The organism is Fibrobacter sp. (assembly GCF_045112255.1).
GTDB lineage: Bacteria > Fibrobacterota > Fibrobacteria > Fibrobacterales > Fibrobacteraceae > Fibrobacter.
This window is the reverse complement of sequence record NZ_JBGUHR010000116.1, coordinates 1-24,619: the sequence shown is the minus strand read 5'-3', so window position 1 is coordinate 24,619 and position 24,619 is coordinate 1. Positions and strand designations below refer to the sequence as shown.

The window sequence follows — 24,619 nt, the reverse complement described above, 5'->3', positions numbered from 1 at the left end:
CAATACCGAACTCATAACACTGTTTTATCCTAACTTTAAACTGTCCAACTTTTTGGGTTCAGTTCAACGCCGGTGGGTCACTTTTTTATAATAAATTTCGTTCAGCGTTATTTACTATAATTTGGGATATGCCAGAAAAATTTTCAAAATGGGTCGCCTGCTGGGGCAACGCCACTTCCATCACCGACCGCAAAGAAGCGACTTACGCAAAAGACTTGACTCTCCGCTATCCTATCCGCGCTTGTTTTTCAGGGTGCAAGCTGCGGTTCCATTTTTCAAACCTCACGGGGACGGAGTCTGTACAAATTAGCGAAGCGTACGTCGCAAAGTCTGCGCAATCCTCGGTGCAACCCACCGCGCAATCCACAAATGCTGCCTACGCGCCAATCGCAATTACTTTCGGCGGAGCGTCTTCTGCAACTATTCCCGCCGGCGAAGAAATCTTGAGCGATGAAATTCCGTTCGACATTGTTGCAGGCGAAATGTTCGATGTCAGCCTCTATTTTGCGGATTTTACACAAATGAACGCCGGTACGGCAATTACGGGTCCGCTTTCTGGCGGCAAGTACAGCTATGGCAATTTTGCAAAGTCTGCGGTACTACCCGACGACCTTACGCGCAAAACGAACTGGATCTACTTCCTCAATACGATTGACATCTTCACTGAGGAAAAGAACTTCGCACTCGTCTGCTTCGGCGATTCCATCACGGCGCAGGACTGGCCCGATTATCTCACGCTACGTTGCGCTCGTGACGGTTTCAATAACGTTTCCATCATCCGTCGTGCGGTGAGCGGCACCCGTATCCTTCGCGAATACAGCTGCATCACTTACGCCGCTTACGGCCTCAAGGGGGCAACGCGTTTCCCGATTGAAATGAACGTCGCGGGTGCCCGTAGCGTCATTGTGCAACACGGCATTAACGACATTATTCATCCTGTTGGTGTCGAAGTCAACAAGTTCCGTCCGTGGAGTGACATGCCTACTGCCGATGACCTCATCAACGGTGTGCGGTCGCTTTACATCACGCATGCGCGCAAGATCGGCCTCAAAATTTACAGCGGTACGCTTCTTCCGATTTACGGCTGGCGCACCTACAACGAGAACCGCGACATCATCCGCACGGCTTTCAATGAATGGCTCCGCACTGCACCTGATTTCGATGGCTGTGTCGATTTTGATAAGGCGGTTCGCGGTCATGACGATCCCAAGCGTTTCGCCAACAACTTCGACTCGGGCGACCATTTGCATCCGAGCGCCAAGGCGTACGAAGCGATGGCCGAATGCGTTCCAGAAAATTTGCTGAAATAAAAAAATCGCGCGGACATGATGCCGCGCAATATCTTAACACTCGTGCGCATTCGCGCACTTTGCGTCTAAATTAGTAGTTGATCCCGAAGAACAGGTTCCAGCTCTTGTAGCTCTTGCCAAAGTCCACCTTGGATGCGATAACGTCGAAGCCAAAGCCGACTTCAAGCTGAATCGCCGAGTTGTGGAAAATGGAAGCGCCCACTTCACCACCGAGGCTCATACCAAGTGCCCAGCGTTCACCGAAGTTCCATTTCTCAAAATGGGAGTCGAGCTGCATACCGAGACCGAGGCCAGCGCCGATGAACGGAGAAACGATTTCATCAAGGAAGGAGTAGCGACCGCCTACAAGCATGTTGCCATGAACTTCCCAGGTCTTGCCGAATTCGAAGTTCCATGTGCTGATGGCCGTAATTGCGCCGTGCGTTGTCATTTCCCAGATGTGACCGTAACGGATGAGTGGGAATGCTGTTACGTAATCCTTTTTCGGATTTTTCACTTCGTCTTCATAGTTGCTCCAAAAGCCAAAGCCGAATGCGACTGTTTGGAAACTATAGACTGGACGCTGGAGAGTTCTCTCCGGTTCTGCGGTGTTGCTCTGAGCGAATGCTGCAAGAGCGAGGAAGGTGATGAGTACTAATATCTTTTTCATGATATGAAATATACAAAAAGTTTACGCGACAAGTGCAAATAACATTTAACCATTCTATATTTTACAACCGACATGAATAAAGCCGCTATTATTGTTGCCGTTTCGATGCTCCTGAGCCGTGTTCTCGGGATTTTCCGTGAAATGCTTCTTGCCCACGCCGCCGGCGTGTCGCTCGAAAAAAACGCCCTTGATCTTGCGTTCATGATTCCGGACATTCTGAATCACGTCGTGAGCACAGGATTCCTCTCCATCATATTTATCCCGATTTTTACGGGCTATAAAGTCGCTGGTGACGAGCGTGGCGGCTGGAAGTTCTTCAGCAACGTGCTTAACACGTTTGGGCTTGTACTCCTGATTCTCGTGATTCCTGCATTTATATGGATGAAGGAACTCATCGCGCTGTTGACCGTCGATGGCGTGACCCCGGAACTTCTGGAACGCGCTACTTACTATGGCCGCATTATCCTGCCGGGGCAGGTCTTCATCTTCGTCGGTAGCATTCTCGTTGCTGTCCAGCATACTCGCAAGCAGTTCCTGATTCCCTCCCTCACGGGCCTTATCTACAACATTGCGATTGTGGGCGGCGGTGCCGCAGGCCTTGCGCTTACAAAATATACCGGCAATGATTACGGTCTCGCCGGATTTGCCTGGGGTGTTCCGGTCGGCGCATTCATCGGATTTTTTGCCCTCCAGATTTTTGGCGCCAAGCGCGGCGGCGTCCATTACGAATTGATTTGCGAACCCAAGCACCCGGACATTATCCGCTATTTCAAGATGATGCTCCCGATGTCGCTTGGCGTGGGTTCCATGTTCGGCCTTGAATTTATCATCCGTAGCTTTGGTGCAAACTTTGGCACGAGCGGCATTTCGAGCCTCAACTACGCTTACCGCGTCATGTACACGCTCGTTGCCGTCTTTGGATTCTCGGTCTCGGTCACGAGCTACCCCGACATGGCGCGTCTCGTCAAGGAAGGCGACTTTCCGCAACTCAACCGCAAAATCTGGAAGAGCCTCTCGCGCATGTTCTGCATCTTGATTCCGGCAGTCGTCGCTGTGTGGGCTTTGAGCTTCCCGGCGGTGCGCATTCTCTTTGAACGAGGCGCATTCCATCGCGAAACGACCGAAGCGATTTCTGAAATTCTCCGCTGGTACTTGCCCGTAAGCCTTGGGCTTTGCTTGCAAGCCGTTCTCGTCCGCAGCTTTTACGCTTGCGAACGCATGTGGGTTCCGACGCTTTTGAATACCGGCATTTTCGCGGCGACCATCCCGGCCTACATTTTGCTTGGCGCTCCCGAAGTGGGGCTTGGCATTAAGAGCGTCCCGATTATTGGCGCTACAGGCGCCATACTGCAAGTTGTTTCGATGATTTTCATGTGGGCTAAAAAGAACGGCACCGACGGCATGAAGGATGCACTCCTCAACATGGCTCGCGCACTCGTGGCATTTGGCATCATGATTGCAGCCGCCATCGGTCTTGACCACATTTCAGGTGATTTTGTCCGTAATACAGGTTTCGTTACGCTCGTCGTTTACGCTTGCGCCGCAGGGATTGCGCTCTTTACGCTCACGCTCATTGTCCAGCGCTACCTCGGCAGTAAAGACGCCAAGGACATCTTGAACGAACTCTTAGGAAAGGTCCTCCGCAAACTGCATTTGGCTCATTAAGGAGATTCCCGATTGTCATCCCGGACTTGTTCCGGGACGGGAATGACATCGTACTACAACTTATCACCGTACGTATTACTTTTCACCGGCGGTAGAATTTCTTCCGGCAAGGGTTCTGCTCTTGCCATATCGTCGTCTTCAAAGCCGTTGGCCATCCACTTGAAAAAGCCAACCGTTCCTCCGATAACAGCTCCAATGACAAACCCTCCGGCAGCCGCCGCAAGTCCAATCAGCCCCAACTGTTCAGCATCCTTGTCGGTATGGTCTTCGTTATCGATCGAGCCTGCAATGCATACCGCAGCAAAGCCTGGCCCTGCCAATGTAGCACCCGTATTCGCCGCATAACGAATCATGGGGTTTGGATTCTTGCTAACGGCGCAGCCCACAAGGCTGAGCGTCAGCAGTACACATATGATGGCTCTCATTAAACTCATATTTGTAATATAAAGTTTTCAACTTTATTTTGACAATAGCACAATAAAATTTTGTGATAATCTAGCAAAAAATAAGGATAAAACGCAACAAAAAAATCCGGCAGATTTTCGCCGGACTCTCGTAATTAACAGAACTTTCTATTTTATCGAAATTTTCGCTGAGTAATTGCTATTTGCACCGCGAACATTCACGAAGTAATTCCCGGCGGGTATTTTTGGAATTCCAGCCGAACCATTCCACACAACGTGACCCATCGCATCCATGATGGTCACGCGGTCATTCTCGTGCAATCCGGAAATTGAAATATCACGCCCGTTCACGCTCACACGCGGCATTGCAAAATTCACATGGCGCGTTTTCAGAAGTGGGGTGCCTCCGCAGCCAATGACATCCGGTCTCCCGGCGCACGGGTCATCCTTGTACAAAGGCGCCACCGCCTCTGCCCACAAGCGGTGCATTGATTGCCCGCCTTTAGGCTCTGCCGGGTGCACACCATCGCTTGTAGAAAGTTCTTCGGGATGTTCCAAAAAGTAGCTGTAGAAATCAGGGCCTTTCGGGAGTTCGTTATCTAATGTGAGTTTGTCGATGGCGTCGAGATAATCCTGATGCACCTGCCACTTTGCAATTTCGGGATTTGTTGCAATCATGCGGGCGATAATCGGAGTCACGCCATGCGCTTTTGCCGTATCGATAATCGTCTGCAAGTTCTTCGTGAATGTTTCGACATTCGCATTGCTGCCGCCCCAGGCATCGTTTGTTCCCATTTCAATCGCCCAGAATTTCACGTTCCCTGCGTATTCCGCATAATACTTGAGCGCATCGACAACGCCCTGGCTTGTGACGCAGCCAATGCCACCGCGAAGCATCGCCGGATAGTAATCCGAGAAACGCGCGTGAATCAACTGCGCAAAATTCGAATCGACGGTGAACTGCTTCATGCCCATCTGGCTGATGCTCGTGCCCATGAAGAACCACGTATCGTCTCCGCCATTGCTGATGTCGTACGCACCGACTTCCTCGAGATTTTTCACCGGAGATTCCGCTACGATGCGGAACCAGAACTTACCTGCAAAATCAATCGCAAGCCCGCGGGATGTAACCCCGCTTTCGCCCACTTCGGCAACTGTCTCCCAGTCGCCATCCACGCCGTTCGTCGTGTTTGCAGACGTCATCACCTTGAAGTTTTTTAAAGTCGCGCCTTCGGCAAAGGAATGCTGGCAGCTTGCTGCATGCACAAATTCTTCGCTTGCCCAAGATTCGTCGCCACGAGTCTCCCACGTGATGAACAACTTCGTCGGGCCTTCGCCCACGTTCAACGCAAAATCCGACACCGATGCAACCTGGTTAAAGTCAAGCTTTCCGTCGGTATAGACTTCAGGTTTCCAGTTGGAATTGACAGCGCCCGCCACATAGAGGTTCTTGCCCAGACTCATGTTCGGGTTTGCCGTAATTGCAAAAGCACTGCCGCAAAATGCATAACCCAGTGCAATGCTGCCAAGCACCCGCAAAACTCTTGTATTTTTCATTTCTCGCCCCAAAAAGTTAATCCTATTTATATAAGGGATTGCTTTTCAGAAAATAAACAATTGTGGCGTAAACAGAATTGAAAAAAAACAAGAGGTGTGGACATTTATCTTCCGTTATCGCGCAAGCGATAGAGCACACATGCAATGTCGATAGGGCGCGGGAGGCTCATTTCACGACTCAAGCCTTGCGGCAAGTTGCGGAACCCGACATTCTTGATTTTTTCACAGAGCGCATTGATGCGTTCCATGATTGTCGCGGATTTTGCAGATTCGTCATTTGCATCGTTATTGCTTGCAGCATTCTGGCAGAGGTTCAACAGCATAAAGCCTGCACCAAAGCGCTGTTGCTTATCCACAAGCGCACCCGCTTTGGACGTATCTGAAACGAGGAAGCCGATTTGCAATAACGTATCACCCGAGATTTTCACTTTCACCTGGCGTTCCACGGCAGACGCAGGGCGCAGTGACGGGAGCAACGGCTTCACGTATTCGGCAAAGTCGCGGCACTGCGGTTCTACAAATGTAGGCAATCCCGGCACGACTTTTGCGACATCACCGGCGCCATTTCCAGCATCAGAAAGTCCCGCCGCCACGTTCTTTCCATTGATTCTTGCGCATTCTGCTTTGTACGACGCCATCACGATGATGTTGTCTGCCAGGTCCAAAAAGTCTCCGCAGGCGCCTGCCACCAGAATAAAGCTGCGCCCCTTGATTTCACGGATGCGGTCCGTCAATGGGATAAGCGGTTCGCGGTCATCGCCTAAGAGCTTGCGCACACGCACATCGCGAATGAGGAAGTTCACTGCAGACGAGTCTTCGTCAATCAGGAACACATCGCTCCCCGCTTCCATCGCTTCCATCAAGTTCGCGGCCTCGCTCGTCGAGCCCGAAGCACAGGCAGTCGTAAAGTTCTTTGTTGAGATTCCACCTGGCAGGTCACGCACAAACTGCGAAAGGTCCGTGCCGCGCACACTGCGGCCGTCTTCGACACCTACGCGCACCGCCGATTCGCTCACGACTATCCCCTCGCGGCCGTCTCCTGGGATATGCGGGTAAACCGCTTTCGTGAGCGCTTGTAACAAAGTTGACTTTCCGTGGAACGCCCCGCCTGAGATTACGGTAATGCCTTTCGGGATGCCCATACCGCGGATTTCGCGACCGTTTGCGACAAGCGTCACCGCCATTTCCTTTGGCGCCACAAACGGTACAGCTCCTTCCATCGGGAGTTCGCTGAGTCCCGATGCACGGGGGAGCACGGCGCCATCCGGCACAAATGCACAAAGTCCACGTTCCTCGAGCTGCGACAAGATTTCCTTGCGCTCGGCAAGCACACGGTAATGCTCGATAAGTTCTGGCTCCACGCCGTCCTTTTTCGATTCGCCCGAATTATAGAGCGCAGCCGAAACCAGGTCCGGGAGTACCATCGTCAAAATCTCGGCAGCGGCCTCCGCCTGAATCTTGCGGCCGTCGCCCGGCAAGCGCACCTGCAGACAAGCGCGCAACTCGCCGTTATCGACCCAGAGCGCGTTTCGCACTAGCATTTCAGGTCCAGCGGTATCAAAAACGACCGCCGCATCCCTGTCGGGGTACTTCTCGCGCACAAGTGATGAAAGCCTGCGGTAAAGATAATCGCTCAGTGCCAGGCGTCGTTCAAACGAGCCGCCCCATTCGCTCGGGAATCCAAGCATAAGCAGGCTCGCCTTGATCATCACGCGAGATGCCGGTGCATACGGGTCCCCCTGCACGTGCAGGAATTCCAGCACAAAGTCTCCAAAATCCCATGAGCGGTCTGCCAAAGATTTATAGAGGCCGTAATTTTTCCCTTGTAAACTGCGAATTTTTTGGTAAAGAGCTTTCATAATCATAAAGTTAGTTAATATCGACCGATTATAGACTGAATATTTACGCACATTTTACGGCACTTTAACATTTGTCCTGTAAAAAAAGAATTAAATTCTAGGTGTGAACTAACTTTTTTTACAAGCAAAATCAGGAGTACAACCCATGAAAAAGCTTTTTATTTTTGCCTTGATGATGGCATTCCTCTTCACGACCGCCGTCGCTGACGATGATGATCCACCTCCGCGTGGCAAGTCCGCAACGGTCAACATCATTACTGAACCGCCTAACAGTGACGTGTTCCTCGGCGGTGAACCTCTCGGCAAGAGCCCGATCAAGGATAAGGAAGTCAAGTCTGGCCGCCAGACGCTCGTCGTCATCGACCAGGGCTTTGAACTCGTGAATCAGCGTGTGAATATCTGGCCGGGCAAGGACAGCCGCAACAACTTCGACTTCAGCACCAAGATTCCGAAGGGTAGCGTCAAGGTGACCACGAATCCGCCGCGCTGCCGCATCTACGTTGACGGCGATCTCGCTGATAAGACCGACGGTGCCGAACTCGTCATCCGCAGCCTCGACGCTGGCGACCACGTGATCCGCGCTGAATGCAGCAACCGCAAGAGCGCCGAAGAACTCGTGAAGGTCAAGGGCGAAGAGACGACCGAAGTTCATCTCGATGCAACTGTCGGCAAAAAGAAGAAAAAACGCTAATAGCGGTTTTTCATCAAAAATTTCAAAGAACTCCCCCAAAGGGGAGTTTTTTTTATGTTTTTTTTGTATGTTTATAACATAACATTTCCAATCTAGGAGAAAAAAAATGTCAAAAATTTGGATTTTAGCCCTTTGCGCAAGCCTTGCTTTCCTTTCCGGCTGCGCCGATGGTGGCAAAAAAGTCACCCGTCTCGATGTTAATTCTGTAACTGATCTCTCCGGTAGCTGGAATGATACGGATTCCCGACTGGTCGCCGACGAAATGATCAACGACTGCCTCGGCCGTCCTTGGTACAGCCAGTTTGCTGCACAGAAAGGCTCCGTTCCGACCATAGTTATTGGCAAGGTCCGCAATAAGAGCCATGAACATATCCGTGTTGAAACTTTCATCAAGGATATCGAACGCGCCCTTATCAATTCTGGCAAGGCTGAATTCGTAGCGAACTCCAACGAACGTGCGGACCTCCGCGATGAGCTTGCGGACCAGCAGGGTAATGTCACCGAAGAAACCATGAAAGATGCTGGCATGGAAATCGGTGCAGACCTGATGCTCACCGGCACCATCAACTCCATCATCGACCAGGAAGGGGGCGAACAGGTGGTTTACTACCAGGTCGATATGGAACTTACGGACATCCAGAGCCATCGCAAGCTTTGGATCGGCGACAAGAAGATCAAGAAGTTCATGTCCAAGAGCAGCGTGAAGTTCTAGTCCTTCGTGCAATTCGGAATTAGGAAGTATGAAGTAGGAATTATTTAGTTTGGCGGCTTCGCCGCGATTATTTCAATTCCTCATTCCGAACTCCCAATTCCGAATTATCCAAGCTCGCTTCTGCGGGCATTTTTTATATACATTTATCTATATGAAACGATTTATTTTACTACTTGCTGCAACAGTTTTTTTTACGGCGTGTGCGAATAAGTCTATCACCCGTTACGAAGCGCTTGCTCCGGTATTTGAACATAATGGCTGTGAATCTGCGATTGCCGAACTCCAGAAGCAGCGCGATGATCTTTACGGCGACAACACTGAATTTCTCTATTACTTTGATTTAGGCGTCCTGCAGCATTATAACGGAAACTATAAAGAAAGCTCTTTGAATTTTGCCAAGGCAGAAAAGGTTTACGATGACCTTTACACCCGTTCCATCTCGAATGAGGCGGCAGCCATCGTCACCAACGACAATGTCCGCCCGTACAGGGCGCGTCCTTTCGAGTTGCTTGTGCTTTACGAAATGCAGATTATGAATTTCCTTGCCCAGAAGGATATTGACGGGGCGATGGTCGAAGTGAACCGTGCACAGAAAGCAATGTTGGGACTTTACCAAAAAGATAAGGACAAGACGAACGATAATGGATTTTTGCGTTACCTGACGGCAATCGTCTATGAAATGGCGGGCGAACCGGATGAAGCGGCTATCGCTTATTACAAGACCGTCAAGGCTTATAACGAAAACATACTGAACCTCCCGAAGGAAGCACGTGAGTTTATCATTGAAAGCCTGAGGCGCTCAGACCGTGAAGACGATATCAGGACGCTCAAGCTTGACGACATTACTGAAACACCTAAAGCGACTGCTGCTCGCGATCTCGGGCAGGAAATCATTGTTGTGGGTTATGCGGGGCATGGCCCCATTCTTAATGAACTTTACATGTCCGGTACTTATGTTAGCGGGGGAGTTTTAAACCTTACGTACAAGGACGGGAAGACCGGCAAGCTGGAAAGTGTTACCTTAGGCGCTCCGCCTGTCGCTGGTGCGGGCAATGGTCAGACGTTCCACATCAGCATGTCTCTCCCTGAGGCGCATTCTTTCAGGAGCAAGGTGAATCATTTTAATGTCACCGTGGACGATCGGTCTGGAATCCGGCCTGAGAAAGTGATGGCGCTGGACAAGGAACTCGAAATGAACCTCAAGGATGATTTTGCCGCAACCATGACGCGCACTGCCATCCGCGTTGTTCTCCGCACTATCGCAGCCCAGGCCGCCAAGAAGGCCATGAAGACGGATAATGCCCTAATTAACTTCTTTACAAGCATTGGTACAGATGTCGCCCAGAGCCAGCTTGAAAAGGCGGATCTCCGCATTGCGCTCTTCTTGCCGAATTCCTTTCAGATGACGAGAATCCCCGTGGAAGCTGGTTCGCACGAAGTGACGGTTACGGCGGAAGGCGATGCTGGTACGGTCAAGGTCTTTAATTTTGGCAGCGTCCCCGTAAAAAAAGGCGAAAAGAAGTTCATCTTTGTGCCTGCGGTTAAATAATTTGGTCATAAACAGGCAAAAAAGCACCATTTTCTGAAATGTAAACTCCATTTTGCTAAATAATTATTTAGTTTCAAGTCAAAACATTTCTAGGAGCAATAAGTCCATGAATTTTAAAATCATCTTTGCAGCGGCAGCCTTGCTTGCCACCCAGTCATTCGCCATTGCCGGCATTGGCGGCCACTATGCCCCGATGTCTGGAACATCCCTCAAGAAAGTTGAAAAGACGGCAATTAAGGGCAATGAAAATCTCAAGTTCAGCCATGGTGACTTCACAGGTCTTCAGGGTTTCGGTTTTAAAGCATGGGTTGACGTTCTCCCGTTCATTGATATCGAAGCGACCTTCAATATCCAGTTTGCTTCTTACAATGCCTCTCTCTGGGCCAAGAATCCTCTGGATCCGCTGAGCGATTACAAGGAAATCCCGATGCAGATCGAACTTGGCGGTACTCCGTTTGCCAAGGCTACTCCGAAGTACATCGCTATGAATGCTGACCTTTCTGCAGCATATCCGTTCGACCTTCCGCTTATCCCGATCCATCCGTACGTTGGTGGTGGTCTTACTTTCCACTGGAACACGTTCGTCTTGAACAAGGATTTTGTGGAAAAAGTTTTTGACGACGCTTATGGCAGCGCTGGCGATCTTCAGGTCGTGAATCCGGACCAGGAAAACATGGGTAAGGAACTTGCCAAGAAGGTTGTCGATTACGCAAAGGACGAAGGCCTCAAGAAGAGCGTCGGCATCCACCTGCTTGCCGGTGTGCGCGTGAAGCCGCCTCTCATTCCGCTTTCTGTCTATGCAAACGTGAAGTGCTATCTCGGCGGTGAATACGATAACGATATCGATGCTGGTCACTTTGCATTCGAAATCGGTGGCGGTTTTGCCCTTTAATTTTGTAGATAAAAAAGTTGGTTAGAAGAGAGTAGGTATTCAAGAATGACTCAAAATACAAGCAGCACAAACATCCTCATCATCGAAGATGAAATTGCCATTGCCGAAGGTCTCGTAGATCTCTGCGAACTCAACGGTTATCGCGTTAAACACGTTGTTGACGGCGAAAGCGGCCTTGCCGAAGCTCTTTCTGGACAGTACGGACTTGTACTCCTGGATCTCATGCTTCCGGGCATGGACGGGTTTACCGTTTGCGACAAGATTCGCGAAAAGGACAAGAGCCTCCCGATTATCATCCTTTCTGCAAAGAATTCCGATGACGATATCATCAACGGCCTCAAGTTCGGCGCCGACGACTACATCCCGAAGCCATTCTCCGTGCCGATGCTCCTTGCACGTATCGAAGCCGTGCTTCGCCGTAGCCGCCAGACGATGGAAAACGAAGGCAAGCTTGTTGCTGGCAATCTCCGCGTGAACTTCCGCGAATACACTGGCGTTCGCGGTACGGAAGAACTTGCGTTCACCCGCAAGGAAATTGAAATTCTTGAATACCTCTGGAACAATCGCGACCATGCCATTCCGCGTTCCGAACTTCTCCGCAAGGTCTGGGGTTACGAAAACGCTGAATCCGTGGATACTCGTACGGTTGATATTCACATCACCAAGCTCCGCAAGAAGATTGAAGACGATCCGGCACACCCGAAGCTGCTCGTCACTTTCCGCGGTGAAGGTTACCAGATGCGCTCGGCACCAGAATGCGAGAAAACAGTATAAACAAGTTCTCTACATACCTCTCTAGCAAGTACAAGGCTCTTCGGAGCCTTATCCTTGCCTCCAAAGATCGTCTCATTTTTGTGGCGATTTTTATCATTATTGCGATTCCCGTAATAATGCTTTTAAGCCATTCCTATGCACAGCTGCAAACGTCGTCGCTCTTTGGCTACAAGGAACACGCGTTTTCTGTGCTCCAGAATTTGAACAAGAACATCACGGCGGACCTCGCCATCGAAGACAGGCGATCTTATGCCGACTACCGATTCATCCGGTCGGTTCCTGTGTTTGGCGGTGAAGAGATCACGATGTCCGAGCTTGCGGAATTTCCGCAGAGGAGCCATTACGTTGGGCTCGTCGGGCATTTCCAGCTCGACCCCGCCGGAAACTTGAGTACGCCGGTTCTCCCGGATGGCGTCCTTGAAAGAATCCCTATGATGGATAGGGACAAGCGCCTTGCCATTCGCAACAAGATTAGCCTGATCCTCAATACGTCTGGTTTTTCGGCTATTTCTTCGTCTGCGGTCGTGGCGACTTCGAGCAGTTCCGAAAAAAAGGCTGATTCGACTCGCAAGAACGATAGCAGACTCATCGACCAGATTTACAAACAGGATCTCGATATTGCAAGTTCGCGCAAAAAGAAGAAGGTGAATAAGCCGCGTGTCGAACAAATTACTGAAACAGGCGATTTTGCCTTTGGCGTCGAATCGACTAAGCTTGACACGACCGGTCTTCTGGTACGCCTGATCAATACGGAAACGACGCACTCGATGGAAGCGGAAATTGATTTCTTCCAGGCGATCGTTGACTCGAACTACATTATCTTCCATCGTACAGTCAGACGCGGCACGGATGTGTTCATCCAGGGCTTTATTGTCGATGCCCGTGCTTACCTCACGAACTTGGTAAAAAACGAGATTGAAAAGTACAAGGGCGTTACCAAGGGCAATCAGCAGGATCCGCTTGTCCTCGCGTTTATCCACAAGAACAAGCCGTTTGTCGCTTTCGGTGAACGCAACAACATCACGACGGAACTCCTTTCGGAATCGTTGCAGGCTCCGCTTTCTGAGATCACGTTCAAGATGTACACCACGCAGCGCGCTCCCGGCGGTGAATTTGTCGTGTTCATCGGTTTTCTGATGCTTGCGGTGCTTGCGATTGGTCTCATTTCGATTTACCATGTGACGCAGAGCCGCGTGAAGCTTGCCGCAAAGCGCCAGGACTTTGTCTCTGCCATTACGCATGAACTCAAGACTCCGCTCACGGCAATCAAGATGTATGCAGAACTGTTGCAGAACTCCTGGGTCGCAAGCGAAGAGAAGAAGCAGAAGTATTACGGACAAATCGCCAGCGAGGCGGACCGCCTTTCCAGGCTCATCCAGAATGTGCTGAACCTCTCGAAGCTCGATGGCAACCGCTGGAACGTGCAGCTCCGCATGGACAAGCCAAAGCAGGTTCTCGACGATTTCGTTTCGACTTACAGCAAGAATGTTGAAAAGCAGGGATTCGAGCTTACGGTTTCTTCGGATACGGATGCCGACAACATAAGCCTCATGATCGATCGCGACGCTATCATGCAGATCTTGATGAACCTTGTCGATAACTCGCTCAAGTTCTCCAAGAATGCGGACTACAAGATGATCAACGTGGAACTGCGCATCAAGGGTACCGACATGTACCTTGCCGTGCGCGACTACGGTCCGGGCATTCCGCCAAGCGAAATGAAGAAAGTCTTCCAGGAATTCTACAGGGTCGAAAATGAAATGACCAGGCAGACGAGCGGTACGGGCATTGGCCTTTCGATGGTAAAGAAATTGTGCAATTTATGTAATATGAGCATAGAATTGGAAAACGCGAATCCCGGTCTGCGCACAAAAATACACTTCCCGAGCTTGTCCATTTAAGGTTTCATTATGTATTTTTGAGGTGTGCCGTTCAAGTAGCGGCTACCTAAAAATTCAAAGAGGCGCGGTATGACTCAGGACGATATCATTAAGAATCCGTCGGATTATGATCTTTCTATCGAAACTGTTGGTAAGGGCACTTTAAAGTCCCCGATGAACGGTGTTCCTTTCGTTTCCGAAAATGACAAGGTCAGCCTTACTACTGACGTCAAGCTCATCTCTGAATATCTTGCCAAGGGCATTCCGGTTCCGTCTCTTGAAGCGGCCGGCCCTCGCCAAACCATTTTCCATGACCCGGCTTGGACGCGTGCAGGCATCGTGACCTGCGGTGGCCTCTGTCCTGGTCTTAACAATGTCATTAAGGGTCTTGTACAGGTGCTCTGGTTTGACTACGGTGTGAGGAACATCTTCGGCATCCCGTACGGCTACCGCGGATTGAACCCGAGTTACGGCTACTCTCCTATAGTGCTTGACCCGGATGTGGTCGATGCCATTCAGGAAGATGGCGGCACGATTCTTGGAAGCTCTCGCGGAATGCAGGATCCGGCGGTGATGGTCGATACGCTCATGCGACTCAACATCAACGTGCTGTTCTGCATCGGTGGTGACGGTACGCTCCGTGGCGCACATGCTATTGCTGAAGAAGTCAAGAAGCGTAAGCAGCCCATCTCGATTATCGGCATCCCGAAGACGATCGACAACGACTTGAACCTGATCGACAGGACGTTCGGTTTTGAAACCGCTGTGCTCAGCGCGACTGACGTAATTACAAGCGCACACATCGAAGCTAACGGTGCCTACAATGGCCTTGGCCTTGTGAAGCTCATGGGGCGTGACTCCGGCTTTATCGCTGCATACGCATCGCTTGCAACGACCGTCGTGAACATCTGCCTTGTTCCCGAAGTTCCCTTTACGCTCGACGGACTCTTCAAGGCTCTCGAAAGTCGTTACGCAAACGGCAAGACGCATGCTGTGATTGCCGTTGCCGAAGGCGCTGGACAGGAGCTTTTCAAGAACCAGGAAGAACGCAGGGACGCAAGCGGCAACATCCTGAAGAACGATATCGGTGAATTCCTCGCACGCAAAATCAAGGAACATTTCGACAAAGTCGGCAAGGAAATCAACATCAAGTATTTTGACCCGAGCTACATGGTGCGTAGCATCCCTGCCAAGGGCACTGACGCCATTTTCTGTTTCCAGCTCGCCGAAGCTGCCGTGCATGCAGGCATGGCCGGTAAGACGGACATGGTCGTTGGCAGCATGAACAATGTCTTCTCGCACGTGCCTATCGAATATGCCGTCAGCGAACGCAAGAAAATCAACCCCAACGGGACCCTGTGGCATGCCGTTCTCGGAATCACGCGCCAGCAGGACTATTTCTCCGGCAAGGGCAAACGCAGCAAGTAATCCTTTAAACAATTTATCGCCATGCTTAAAAAAGAAGAAAAAGTCATTATCCGCACAGCATTGATGGAATACCGCAATCTTTTGTTCAAAACATTCCATGGCACCGATGAAGAAAAGACTCGCATTGCCACTGTGAACAAGTTGCTCCAGAACTGGAAAGTCTAAGCGTATTCATGAGAATTACGCACAACATTGTTTTTGCGATTTCGTTTTCGCTTTTGCTTGCAATCAGTTTTGCAGGTGCAAACGAAGATTTGCGTATAGCGGATTCCTGCTATGCGGCACGAGCTTTGCGCGCAAACGGCGACAAGGCCGATGCAAAGAATGCAAAAATCATGAAGGAAGCCTACCGCAAGGCGATGAGCGATTCCTCTGTTTTGGAATCTGCAACCGAAGGCTATGTCAAGACGCTGTACTTTTGCTTCAGGTTTGTGCAGTTCGATGAGAAGAAGCGCCAGCTCCATTTGGATACGCTGATGCAGGCAAGTGCAAGCGCCTACGAGAAATTCCCGAAGAACAAGGAGATCGCGCACGTTTATGCCTCGACCCTTTCGATGTGGGGATCGGAACGCAATGTGCTTTCTTCGCTGAAGGAGGGCGTTGCTGGCAAGGTTCGCGATGTTGCGACTGCGGCTGAAGACTGGCAGATTCTTGGTCGTGCGCACTTTGTATTGCCTTATGTACCGTTGCTCCTGTCGTGGCCGGACGAGAAGCTTGCCGACAAGTACTTGACTATGGCGCTTGAAAAGAACCGCAAGGATATTTACAACTATTATTTCCTTGCTGACCTGCGCTATGACCAGGACCGCTATGACGATGCGATGGACCTGATTGTGCAGGGACTTGACGAAGGTGTGCGTCCAGGTTACATTCTTGAAGACAAACGCGCCCGCTGGCATCTAAAAGAACTCTGGAAAAAAATCTACTACAAGCATAAAGACGAGATTTCTCAAAAGCACCTGGAAGATAGCGAGCAGATTAAAAAAGCTATTGAGGCGCAAAGAGCTGGGAAGAAGAAATAAAATTTATTGTTCTATCTCTCCATAAAAGTTCTATCTTTCTTTACATGGCTGATTCCATAAACGAAAAACAAACTCCGGCAGATAAAGCTGCTCCGACCCAATCTTCTTCTGCACGTATCAAGCGTATGCGCGGTTGGTTGGGCGTGAAAAGCACTTCGTCGCTTGGCGGTTATGATGATGGTGGTGGTGTCGTCTACGGCGATGGGCATTCCGGGTGGAACAGGTAATAAGCATAAAAAATAGGACTCCTTATGGAGTCCCGTTTTGTATAAAGTGCCGCACATTTCGTGTGCACTTTGAAATGGCGATGCCGCCCCGGAACAAGTCCGGGGTGACAAAAAGTCCGGCATGACACCACTCTCGACTAGTAACGATAATGATCAGCCTTGTACGGACCTTCGACCGGCACGCCGATGTAGTCGGCCTGAGCCTGCGTGAGGCGGGTGAGGTGAACGCCGAGCTTTTCGAGGTGGAGGCGTGCGACCTTTTCGTCGAGAATTTTCGGGAGCGTGTACACGACACCGCTTTCGTACTTGATGCCAGCGACAGTCTGCTTGCCCTGAGCATTGAGCCAGAGGTCAATCTGAGCGATGGTCTGGTTCGTGAAGCTTGCGCTCATCACGAAGCTCGGGTGACCGGTAGCGCAGCCGAGGTTGAGGAGGCGGCCTTCGGCGAGCACGAGGATGCTGTGGCCGTCGGCGAAAATCCATTCGTCGTACTGCGGCTTGATTTCGTTGCGCTTGATGCCCGGAATCTTCTTGAGGCCGGCCATGTCAATTTCGTTGTCGAAGTGACCGATGTTACCGACGATGGCGCGGTTCTTCATCTTTTCCATCTGGGCGGCGGAGATGATGCCGGTGTTACCGGTGGTGGTCACGAAGATGTCTGCGTAGCCAACCACTTCGTCGAGGGTCTTGACTTCGTAGCCTTCCATCACGGCCTGGAGTGCGCAAATCGGGTCGATTTCGGTGATGATCACGCGGGCGCCCTGGCCGCGGAGGGACTGAGCGCAGCCCTTACCCACGTCGCCGTAGCCGCACACGACTGCAATCTTGCCTGCCATCATCACGTCGGTGGCGCGGTTGATACCGTCGATGAGGGAGTGGCGGCAGCCGTAGAGGTTGTCGAACTTGGACTTGGTCACGGAATCGTTCACGTTGATGGCCGGGAACTTGAGGCGCTTGGCCTGTGCCATCTGGTACAAGCGATGCACGCCGGTAGTGGTTTCTTCGGAAACACCCTTCAATGCTTCGCGGGCGCGGGTCCACTGCTTCGGGTCCTTTTCAAAAATCTTGCGGCAGGTGGCGAGGAAAACGCCCCATTCTTCGCTGTCGGTTTCCGGGTTGAATTCAGGCACCTTGCCGGCGTCTTCGAATTCGGCGCCGCAGGTCACGAGCATGGTAGCATCGCCACCGTCATCGACGATGAGGTCGGCGGTCTTGCCGTCCGGCCAAACGAGTGCGCGGGCGGTGTTTTCCCAGTATTCTTCCAAGGATTCACCCTTCCAGGCGAAAACAGGCACACCCTGCGGGTTGCTGATGCTGCCGTTCTTGCCAACCACGACGGCGGCTGCGGCGTTGTCCTGCGTACTGAAAATGTTGCAGGAGACCCAGCGCACGTCTGCGCCGAGGTCCACGAGTGTTTCGATGAGGATGGCGGTCTGCACCGTCATGTGGAGGCTACCCATGATGCGGGCGCCTGCGAGCGGCTTCTTGCCTGCATATTCCTTGCGGAGAGCCATGAGGCCCGGCATTTCAGTTTCGGCGAGGTCGAGTTCCTTGCGGCCTTCAATCGCAAGGTTGATATCCTTAATTTTGTATTCCATAAAGAATCCTTTTTTTGCAGTGCGGTTTTTGCAGCCATTTTATAATTGCTTTAAACCGCGTATCTCTTATTTATGCGTAAATATAGTTATATGCATAAATGTGGTCAAGGCTAAAAATCGATTCGAGCTGTATGGATCCCCTCCCGTTGGTCGAGGATGACTGTTTCAACAACTAATGACTATTGACTAATGACCAACAACTAGGTTTACTCTGTAAACAGCAGTCCCTTGATGCGGAGCGAGCGTCCTTTTTCGGACCATTGGCTCGTATGCAGTTCTTTGATTCCGATAGCGGCGTGATCTGTGGCGATGGATTCGAGCGAATCGTTTAGTTCCTGCTTTGTCGTGAAGAAACTGTAAACGTTGCTTTTGGTTTTTGCGGAATCTGCCGTACTTGGTTTCGCGGCACTTGAATCCGCATCATTTTCGTCATCTTCCGAGAGCGTAATTCGGAAGGTAATCGTGTCGCCCCGGTACTCAAATTCGCTTTTGTCAAAATAATGGTCCAAGATGGCAACTTCTTTGGCGCCTTCGGGAATGATGAACGAAATGATTTCAGAATGCGATATGTCCGCTTCGAAGGAATCGAATTTCTCGGTCGTGTCTTTTTCGGCCGGCTTTGTCACGGTGCTGCTTTGTTGGGCTGGCTCGTTTTCGATTATTTTCATTCCTGCCAAATCAGCGATGTTGTGTGCGTTTAGCGGGCTGATGGTAGTGACGAAGAACAGTGCGCAGAAGACGATGGCGATGTACCTTGACTTGCGCTGGATTTTTTCTTTCAGCAGGATGGCAATGATGATATAGAAGTAAATGTTGATGGTGATGACCCAGATGATTTCTGGCGAGAGGCTTTCCTGGATGAATATGTGCATGACGTCGATGGACATCAAGATAATGAGCGGGATGCAGGCGGCGGGGAAGATTTTCAGGAGTTTCTTTTCGGTGGTCTGCTCGGTCGAAAGTCGCATCGGGTGCATGGCGGTGATGAGCGCAAGTAGATAAATGATAAATCCTGAGACGAATGCGGATGCGGTTCCTTCGTCGGGCATGTCCCACAAGACGATGAACTTGACGATGTAGGCATAAAAGAGGAGGATGCCGATGGCAAGCACCGGAATGAAAAGGAACCGGATGGTGCTAGAGGCGAACTTGTTCAGGGCGGGCTTTTCTTCGAGACATTCGTCAATGGACGGGACGCCGGAAAAGTAAAGTATAGGGGCGATAACGCTGGCGCAGAAATAGAAAATGTAAAAGTAAATCATTTCGCCGGGGTCGGAGTCAAACAGCTCCGCGAAACCAAAGACGAAACCTTCAAGGGCGCCGAGCAAAATGGCCGAGACGAGAACGGCGATTATTGCTGACTTGATGTTCTTTTGCAAAAAGTTCCAGAAACCGTTTTCGTTGGGCTGTTTCCAGAACGGTCCGAAAAAAACTGCAAAGGTGGCAATTAAGTAAATAAGGGTGATGGTGCATCCAAAGTAAAAGGGATCGTCGTCAATTGATGAGCATGCAACAAGTGCAATGGAAAGCAAGAACCATGCGCCGCCCGCGATGGCTTGTGGGCGAAAGCTTCTGCTCTTTCGGGATTCCTGAACGAGCGATGTCGCAAGGGCAATAAGCAATGCTGCGATGGGGTAGATGGCGAGCCATAAAAAAAGCCGCGTGAAATGGTTGTTGCCGATTCGGGCAAATTCTGTGTTGGTGACAAGCGCGATAAACGTGAAAAACGCCATCGCCGATGCGAGCGGAAACCGCTTGAACGCCATCGAAATTTGGTTCGGGTATTTTTTGATTGCTGTTAAAACCATAATTTACTCCAAGAAAAGGAATCCGTGGATGTTGAAGTAGCTCTCTTTTTTGTCGTCTTTTATGATATTGACATCCAATTTTTCAACTCCGATTTTAGCCCCTTCGGTTTCTAGGTATTGCACTCTTTTTTGCTCCAAAATTTCTTTTGTTACAAAAAACTTGAAAGTCTTGTCGAGCTTTTGGGGCTTGAGCTGGAAAAAGAGTGTGTCGTTGCGGAATTCGTAATCCTCTTGACGGAAGGTCTTGTAAAAGTAAGAGACTTTGGATACGTTTTGAGGAATGTCGAGATAGTTGTCTTTGGGTTCACGAATATATGCTTTGAGGATGGAAACGCGTTCGCTCTTATTGTTGCTAGCATAAAGGCCAATGTCGTCGTCGATGTCAATGTATTGGGCGAGGTCCTTGTTGTTTACTTTGAGTAATTTTATTCGCGAGAGGATTATTTCCGTTTGGGGAGTATTCTTGGCCTTTAATTGACCGATAAACTCTTTGGAGTCTTCGAGGTTTAGCGGAAATTTGTTATAGCCTTCTTCGGCGAGTGCGGTCTTGACGCTCTCCATCCAGACGTGGTGCGTGACGTTAATGGCGCTCAGGGGGCCGTTCGTGAGAATGAGGAACATGCTGCAAAAAACGATGGCGATGTACCTGGATTTGCACTTGATTTTGTCTATGAGCAAAATGGCGATAATGATGTAATAGAAGATGTTGACGGCTGCAATGTAATAGCGGTCTTCTGAAATTCCATAATCAGAGATTCTGCGCATGATGCCGACGGACATCAGGATGACGAGGGGGATGCAGGCGGCGGGGAGAATTTTCAGGAGTTTCTTTTCGAAGGAAGGCTTGGGATTGATCCGCTCGGGGAGCGTCAGCGTGACCCGCAGAAGCATGAGCAACATGGAAGCCGAAACGAGATAGGAAACCATTCCTTTGGGCATTTCCCACTGGATGATGATCTTTGCGATGTAGGCATAAAGAAGGATGATGTAGAGCGAAAGCACCGGCAAGAATAAAAACTTGTTCGTGCTGGTCTGGAATTTGTTCAACTCGGGCGTTTCTTGCAGGCAGTCGTCAATGGAGGGTATGCCGGAGAAAAACAAGATGGGGAATATGGTACATAAACCGATAATCGCCGAGTAGGCATAAGGTTTGTCTGAGACTTTGATGTCGAACAGGTTGAAGAATCCGAATAGGAGCCAATTAATGGCAAGGATCAGGACTACAGAAATGGCGATTGCGTTGACAGCGGCTTTGGCGTTCTTCATTAAGAAGATCCAAAATCCGTTTTCATCTTTCTGCTTAAAGAATGGGGCGACGAACAGGCTCAAGAAAACGGTTGTATAGATAAGTAACCATGTTGCCAAGACGTAAGTGTGTTCGGTATAGTTGTCGGTTGAAAAATGGTAAAAGACTAGTGCGATGGAAATGGCTAACCATACGGCTTCGGCGATGATATGGGGGATGACGCTGAATTTTTTTCGGGATTCCTGGACCAGCGAAATCGTGAGGGCAATCATCGTGGCCGCGATCGGGTAGATGAATAACCAATAAGTTAATTCGCTATGAGTTGGCGAATGGCTGTTTTCGTAAAAGTAGATGAATGCGATGGTCGTAAAAATGGAAAACGTCACTGCGAGCGGAAACCGCTTGAACGCCGTTGAGATTTGACTCGGGTATTTCTTGATTTTAGTAAAGTCCATTTCCTTCCCTCCAAGTTTTGTGTATCGCCCGCGACTCTCGCAAGAGTCTCAGCGATTCTTGTCATGCCCGCCTCTTATCATCCCGGACTGAGCTTGCCCCGGACAAGTTCCGGGGTTCCGGGAGGGCTTCTCCCTTACTTCCCTTCGCGCTCGTTGCGCTCCTTTTTCAGTTGCTTCAACTGCGCGAGTTTTTCACCGAGAGCCTTTTCGCGTCCGTACGGCTTGGGCTCGTAAATCGTCGTCCCGACAAGTTGCGTGGGCAGGTGCTCCTGTGCAGAATATCCGCCCGGGCTGTCGTGATCGTACTCGTAACCGTTCCCGTAGCCGAGCTGTTTTCCGACGCGGGTGACGGAATTGCGGTAGGCACGTGGCACGGGGAGCGTGCCCGTCTGCTTCACGATGGAATCTGCCTTCATTCCTGCAAGTTCAACGCTATTGCTCTTGGGCGCAAGCGCCAAGTAAATTGCAAGCTCGTCGAGTGCAATCAAGCCTTCCGGGATTCCCATGAAGTCGTATGCTTCGCGGGCGCTTGTCGCAAGCAAAAGAGCGTTCGGGTCTGCGAGGCCTACATCTTCCATGCTCATACGCATCAGACGGCGCAAAATGAATCGCGGGTCTTCGCCGCCCTGCAACATTCTGTGGAGCCAGTAAAGGGCTGCGTCCGGGTCGGAACCGCGCACGGACTTGTGCAACGCCGAAATCAAGTTGTAATGCTCTTCGCCGCTCTTATCGTAACGCAGGGGCTTCTTGTACTGGAATTCTTCGAGCAGTTTCTCGTCGATAATCTTGTTGTCGCCGAGGTTCTTGCCGATCCATTCGAGCTGGTTCAGCAAAAAGCGTGCATCGCCTTCGGACTGCGCGATGAGTTTATCGACAACCGCGTCTTCGACTTCGACATCCTTGAGCTGTAAACCGCGTGGATGGTCACGGAGCGCACTAAAAATCAAAGTGCGCAAGTCTTCCTTGCTGAGAGGCGCAAAAAGGATCAGCTGGCAACGGCTGAGCAAAGCCCCATTCACCTCGAAACCCGGATTCTCCGTAGTTGCGCCGATGAGCGTCACCGTGCCGTCTTCTACAGCGCCGAGGAGCGCGTCTTGTTGCCCCTTGTTGAAGCGATGGATTTCGTCGATGAAAAGTATCGTGTCCATGAACGCATGCTTCATCTGGCGGGCATCCGCGAGAACTTCCTTGACTTCCTTCACGCCGCTTGCGACTGCCGAAAGCGCGACAAAGCGCTTCTTGGTGTGCTGCTTGATGACGTGGGCGAGGCTCGTCTTTCCGCATCCCGGAGGTCCCCAGAAAATCATGCTGGGGATCGAGTCGTTTTCAAGACTCTTGCGAAGCAAACTCTGCTGCCCGAGAATCTTGTTCTGCCCAAGAAACTCGTCGAGGTTTTGCGGGCGTAGGCGTTCTGCTAAGGGTGCGTCCATGGTTATACTATATAAAAATTAGTCGCTAAAGATTTTGTCTTCGACTTTCTTGATGCATTCAGGCTTTTCGCGCGTCGGGACTCCGCCTTTCGTGAATACGTGTACTGAATAGCCGGTCGTGCAGATTTCGCCGTTCAAGGTCACTTGGTAGAGAAATTTGTACTTGCAGCGACCGTCATGGACGAGTTTTGTTTCGACATCGACAAAGTCGCCAAAACGGCACGGGCGCTTGTACTGCACGTTGAGTTCGAGAACCGGGCTTGCAAACCCTTCGCGTTCAACTTCGTCGTAGGGAGCGCCTACAGCGCGGAAATAGTCTACGCGGGCCTGTTCAAACCAGATAGGGTAGGTGGCGTGGTGCACGACGCCCATGGCGTCAGTTTCTGCGTAGCGGACTTGAATGCGGGTCTTGAAAGAAAAGTTGTTTTCCATGTGTAATTATATAGGGGTGGGTATAAGTTCGGTTGTATAAAGTAGTTAATTAGAATTTGGTCATTGATCGCTAGTCGTTAGTCATTGGTCGCTAGTCGTTAGTCAATAGTCAATGGTCGTTGGTCAATAGTTGTTAAAGCATTTTGATATAGACTCTTCTAATAACTAATGACTAACTACTAATAACTAGACAAAATATAACTAATGACCAATAACTAATGACTAAAAACTACTAAAAATAGTGCTCATTTTTTCACTTAAAAATCTATCAACAGTCAACCAACACTCTTTACTCTAATTTGTTTACGTGTATTTTGAAAAAATTCATTTTTTTTTAAGAAAAAACGCAATTCTTGTTGACAAGGTACGGTAAATCTTATTAAATTTGCCACGCTTTAGTTCTTCAAGTGAACTGAAACAAAAGAGTGCCAAAGTAGCTCAGCTGGTAGAGCAGCTGATTTGTAATCAGCCGGTCGTAGGTTCGATTCCTATCTTTGGCTTGCATAATGGGTCGTTGCCCGAGTGGTTAAAGGGGACGGACTGTAAATCCGTTGGCTTACGCCTACCGTGGTTCGAAACCACGACGGCCCACGACAATCAGCCCTACGGTGTCTAAGGCATCGTAGGGCTTATGCCCAGGTAGCTCAGTGGTAGAGCACTTCCTTGGTAAGGAAGAGGTCTCGGGTCCGACTCCCGATCTGGGCTCTCACTAAAATGGAGATAGAATAATGGCAAAAGAACATTTTGACAGAAGTAAGCCGCATTGCAACATCGGCACCATCGGTCACGTTGACCACGGTAAAACCACTCTTACTGCAGCAATCTGCACGACTCTCGCAGCTAAGGGTCTCGCCGCTGCAAAGCGTTTCGATGAAATCGACAACGCTCCGGAAGAAAAGGCTCGTGGTATCACGATCAATACTTCTCACGTCGAATACACCACCGCTAACCGTCACTACGCACACGTCGACTGCCCGGGGCATGCTGACTATGTGAAGAACATGGTGACTGGTGCTGCTCAGATGGACGGC

The 24,619-nt window shown here is 50.3% G+C and carries 22 protein-coding genes and 3 tRNA genes; 16 read left to right on the top strand and 9 right to left on the bottom strand.

The window, feature by feature from the left end; all coding sequences use genetic code 11:
- The first annotated feature begins 128 nt into the window (after window positions 1-128).
- Complete coding sequence (locus tag ACJMM9_RS14585) at window positions 129-1,310, top strand: SGNH/GDSL hydrolase family protein (RefSeq protein WP_405328480.1); 1,182 nt, start codon at window positions 129-131, stop codon at window positions 1,308-1,310.
- 70 nt (window positions 1,311-1,380) lie between these two features.
- Here the strand turns inward: ACJMM9_RS14585 and ACJMM9_RS14580 are convergent, their stop codons facing one another.
- Complete coding sequence (locus tag ACJMM9_RS14580) at window positions 1,381-1,959, bottom strand: hypothetical protein (protein ID WP_405328477.1); 579 nt, start codon at window positions 1,957-1,959, stop codon at window positions 1,381-1,383.
- A 72-nt stretch (window positions 1,960-2,031) separates the two neighbouring features.
- Here ACJMM9_RS14580 and murJ point away from each other — a divergent pair, with 72 nt between their 5' ends.
- On the top strand, window positions 2,032-3,624 hold the full coding sequence (murJ, locus tag ACJMM9_RS14575) for a murein biosynthesis integral membrane protein MurJ (protein WP_405328474.1): 1,593 nt from the start codon (window positions 2,032-2,034) through the stop codon (window positions 3,622-3,624).
- 53 nt (window positions 3,625-3,677) lie between these two features.
- Here murJ and ACJMM9_RS14570 read toward each other — a convergent pair whose 3' ends face one another.
- From ACJMM9_RS14570 to ACJMM9_RS14560, 3 genes are all read right to left on the bottom strand, one after another.
- Window positions 3,678-4,049: a hypothetical protein gene (locus tag ACJMM9_RS14570; protein WP_405328472.1), complete on the bottom strand. Its 372-nt coding sequence runs from the start codon at window positions 4,047-4,049 to the stop codon at window positions 3,678-3,680.
- A gap of 147 nt (window positions 4,050-4,196) precedes the next feature.
- A complete protein-coding gene (locus ACJMM9_RS14565) occupies window positions 4,197-5,585 on the bottom strand; it encodes a hypothetical protein (protein ID WP_405328469.1) in 1,389 nt (462 codons plus the stop codon).
- Between the two features lie 104 nt (window positions 5,586-5,689).
- Window positions 5,690-7,444 carry a P-loop domain-containing protein gene (locus ACJMM9_RS14560; protein WP_405328466.1) on the bottom strand — a complete coding sequence of 585 codons (1,755 nt, stop codon included), beginning with the start codon at window positions 7,442-7,444 and terminating at the stop codon, window positions 5,690-5,692.
- A 145-nt stretch (window positions 7,445-7,589) separates the two neighbouring features.
- Between ACJMM9_RS14560 and ACJMM9_RS14555 the strand changes: the two genes are divergently transcribed.
- From ACJMM9_RS14555 to ACJMM9_RS14510, 10 genes are all read left to right on the top strand, one after another.
- Complete coding sequence (locus ACJMM9_RS14555; protein ID WP_088641479.1) at window positions 7,590-8,135, top strand: PEGA domain-containing protein; 546 nt, start codon at window positions 7,590-7,592, stop codon at window positions 8,133-8,135.
- Window positions 8,136-8,241: 106 nt separating this feature from the next.
- Window positions 8,242-8,847 carry a penicillin-binding protein activator LpoB gene (locus ACJMM9_RS14550; RefSeq protein ID WP_173830681.1) on the top strand — a complete coding sequence of 202 codons (606 nt, stop codon included), beginning with the start codon at window positions 8,242-8,244 and terminating at the stop codon, window positions 8,845-8,847.
- Between the two features lie 151 nt (window positions 8,848-8,998).
- A complete protein-coding gene (locus ACJMM9_RS14545) occupies window positions 8,999-10,396 on the top strand; it encodes a hypothetical protein (protein WP_405328461.1) in 1,398 nt (465 codons plus the stop codon).
- A gap of 106 nt (window positions 10,397-10,502) precedes the next feature.
- Window positions 10,503-11,288 (top strand): hypothetical protein, encoded by a 786-nt coding sequence (locus ACJMM9_RS14540; RefSeq protein ID WP_405328458.1) that lies wholly within the window; start codon window positions 10,503-10,505, stop codon window positions 11,286-11,288.
- 45 nt (window positions 11,289-11,333) lie between these two features.
- Window positions 11,334-12,062 (top strand): response regulator transcription factor, encoded by a 729-nt coding sequence (locus ACJMM9_RS14535; RefSeq protein ID WP_088641483.1) that lies wholly within the window; start codon window positions 11,334-11,336, stop codon window positions 12,060-12,062.
- On the top strand, window positions 12,044-13,963 hold the full coding sequence (locus tag ACJMM9_RS14530) for a cell wall metabolism sensor histidine kinase WalK (protein ID WP_088641484.1): 1,920 nt from the start codon (window positions 12,044-12,046) through the stop codon (window positions 13,961-13,963). The genes ACJMM9_RS14535 and ACJMM9_RS14530 overlap by 19 nt, the downstream gene beginning before the upstream one ends.
- Window positions 13,964-14,032: 69 nt before the next feature.
- Window positions 14,033-15,370 (top strand): ATP-dependent 6-phosphofructokinase, encoded by a 1,338-nt coding sequence (locus ACJMM9_RS14525; RefSeq protein WP_405328454.1) that lies wholly within the window; start codon window positions 14,033-14,035, stop codon window positions 15,368-15,370.
- Between the two features lie 21 nt (window positions 15,371-15,391).
- On the top strand, window positions 15,392-15,535 hold the full coding sequence (locus tag ACJMM9_RS14520) for a hypothetical protein (RefSeq protein WP_015731986.1): 144 nt from the start codon (window positions 15,392-15,394) through the stop codon (window positions 15,533-15,535).
- 8 nt (window positions 15,536-15,543) lie between these two features.
- Window positions 15,544-16,392, top strand: a complete 849-nt coding sequence (locus tag ACJMM9_RS14515) for a hypothetical protein (protein ID WP_405328451.1) — start codon at window positions 15,544-15,546, stop codon at window positions 16,390-16,392.
- Between the two features lie 44 nt (window positions 16,393-16,436).
- Window positions 16,437-16,619 (top strand): hypothetical protein, encoded by a 183-nt coding sequence (locus tag ACJMM9_RS14510; protein ID WP_405328448.1) that lies wholly within the window; start codon window positions 16,437-16,439, stop codon window positions 16,617-16,619.
- 137 nt (window positions 16,620-16,756) lie between these two features.
- On the opposite strand, the gene ahcY is transcribed toward ACJMM9_RS14510, so the two are convergent.
- From ahcY to ACJMM9_RS14485, 5 genes are all read right to left on the bottom strand, one after another.
- Window positions 16,757-18,217 (bottom strand): adenosylhomocysteinase, encoded by a 1,461-nt coding sequence (gene ahcY / locus ACJMM9_RS14505; RefSeq protein ID WP_405328447.1) that lies wholly within the window; start codon window positions 18,215-18,217, stop codon window positions 16,757-16,759.
- Between the two features lie 206 nt (window positions 18,218-18,423).
- Entirely contained in the window at window positions 18,424-20,025 is a 1,602-nt protein-coding gene (locus ACJMM9_RS14500) for a hypothetical protein (protein ID WP_405328444.1), read from the bottom strand.
- A 3-nt stretch (window positions 20,026-20,028) separates the two neighbouring features.
- Entirely contained in the window at window positions 20,029-21,726 is a 1,698-nt protein-coding gene (locus tag ACJMM9_RS14495; RefSeq protein WP_405328441.1) for a DUF4153 domain-containing protein, read from the bottom strand.
- Between the two features lie 134 nt (window positions 21,727-21,860).
- Window positions 21,861-23,156: a replication-associated recombination protein A gene (locus ACJMM9_RS14490; protein WP_405328439.1), complete on the bottom strand. Its 1,296-nt coding sequence runs from the start codon at window positions 23,154-23,156 to the stop codon at window positions 21,861-21,863.
- Window positions 23,157-23,174: 18 nt separating this feature from the next.
- Window positions 23,175-23,588, bottom strand: a complete 414-nt coding sequence (locus tag ACJMM9_RS14485; RefSeq protein ID WP_405328436.1) for an acyl-CoA thioesterase — start codon at window positions 23,586-23,588, stop codon at window positions 23,175-23,177.
- Between the two features lie 427 nt (window positions 23,589-24,015).
- Here ACJMM9_RS14485 and ACJMM9_RS14480 point away from each other — a divergent pair.
- From ACJMM9_RS14480 to ACJMM9_RS14465, 4 genes are all read left to right on the top strand, one after another.
- Window positions 24,016-24,088: transfer RNA gene (locus ACJMM9_RS14480), tRNA-Thr, on the top strand.
- An 8-nt stretch (window positions 24,089-24,096) separates the two neighbouring features.
- Window positions 24,097-24,179: transfer RNA gene (locus ACJMM9_RS14475), tRNA-Tyr, on the top strand.
- A 42-nt stretch (window positions 24,180-24,221) separates the two neighbouring features.
- Window positions 24,222-24,293, top strand: a tRNA-Thr gene (locus ACJMM9_RS14470).
- 23 nt (window positions 24,294-24,316) lie between these two features.
- On the top strand, window positions 24,317-24,619 hold a 303-nt coding region (locus ACJMM9_RS14465; RefSeq protein ID WP_304038784.1), incomplete at its 3' end, for a GTP-binding protein.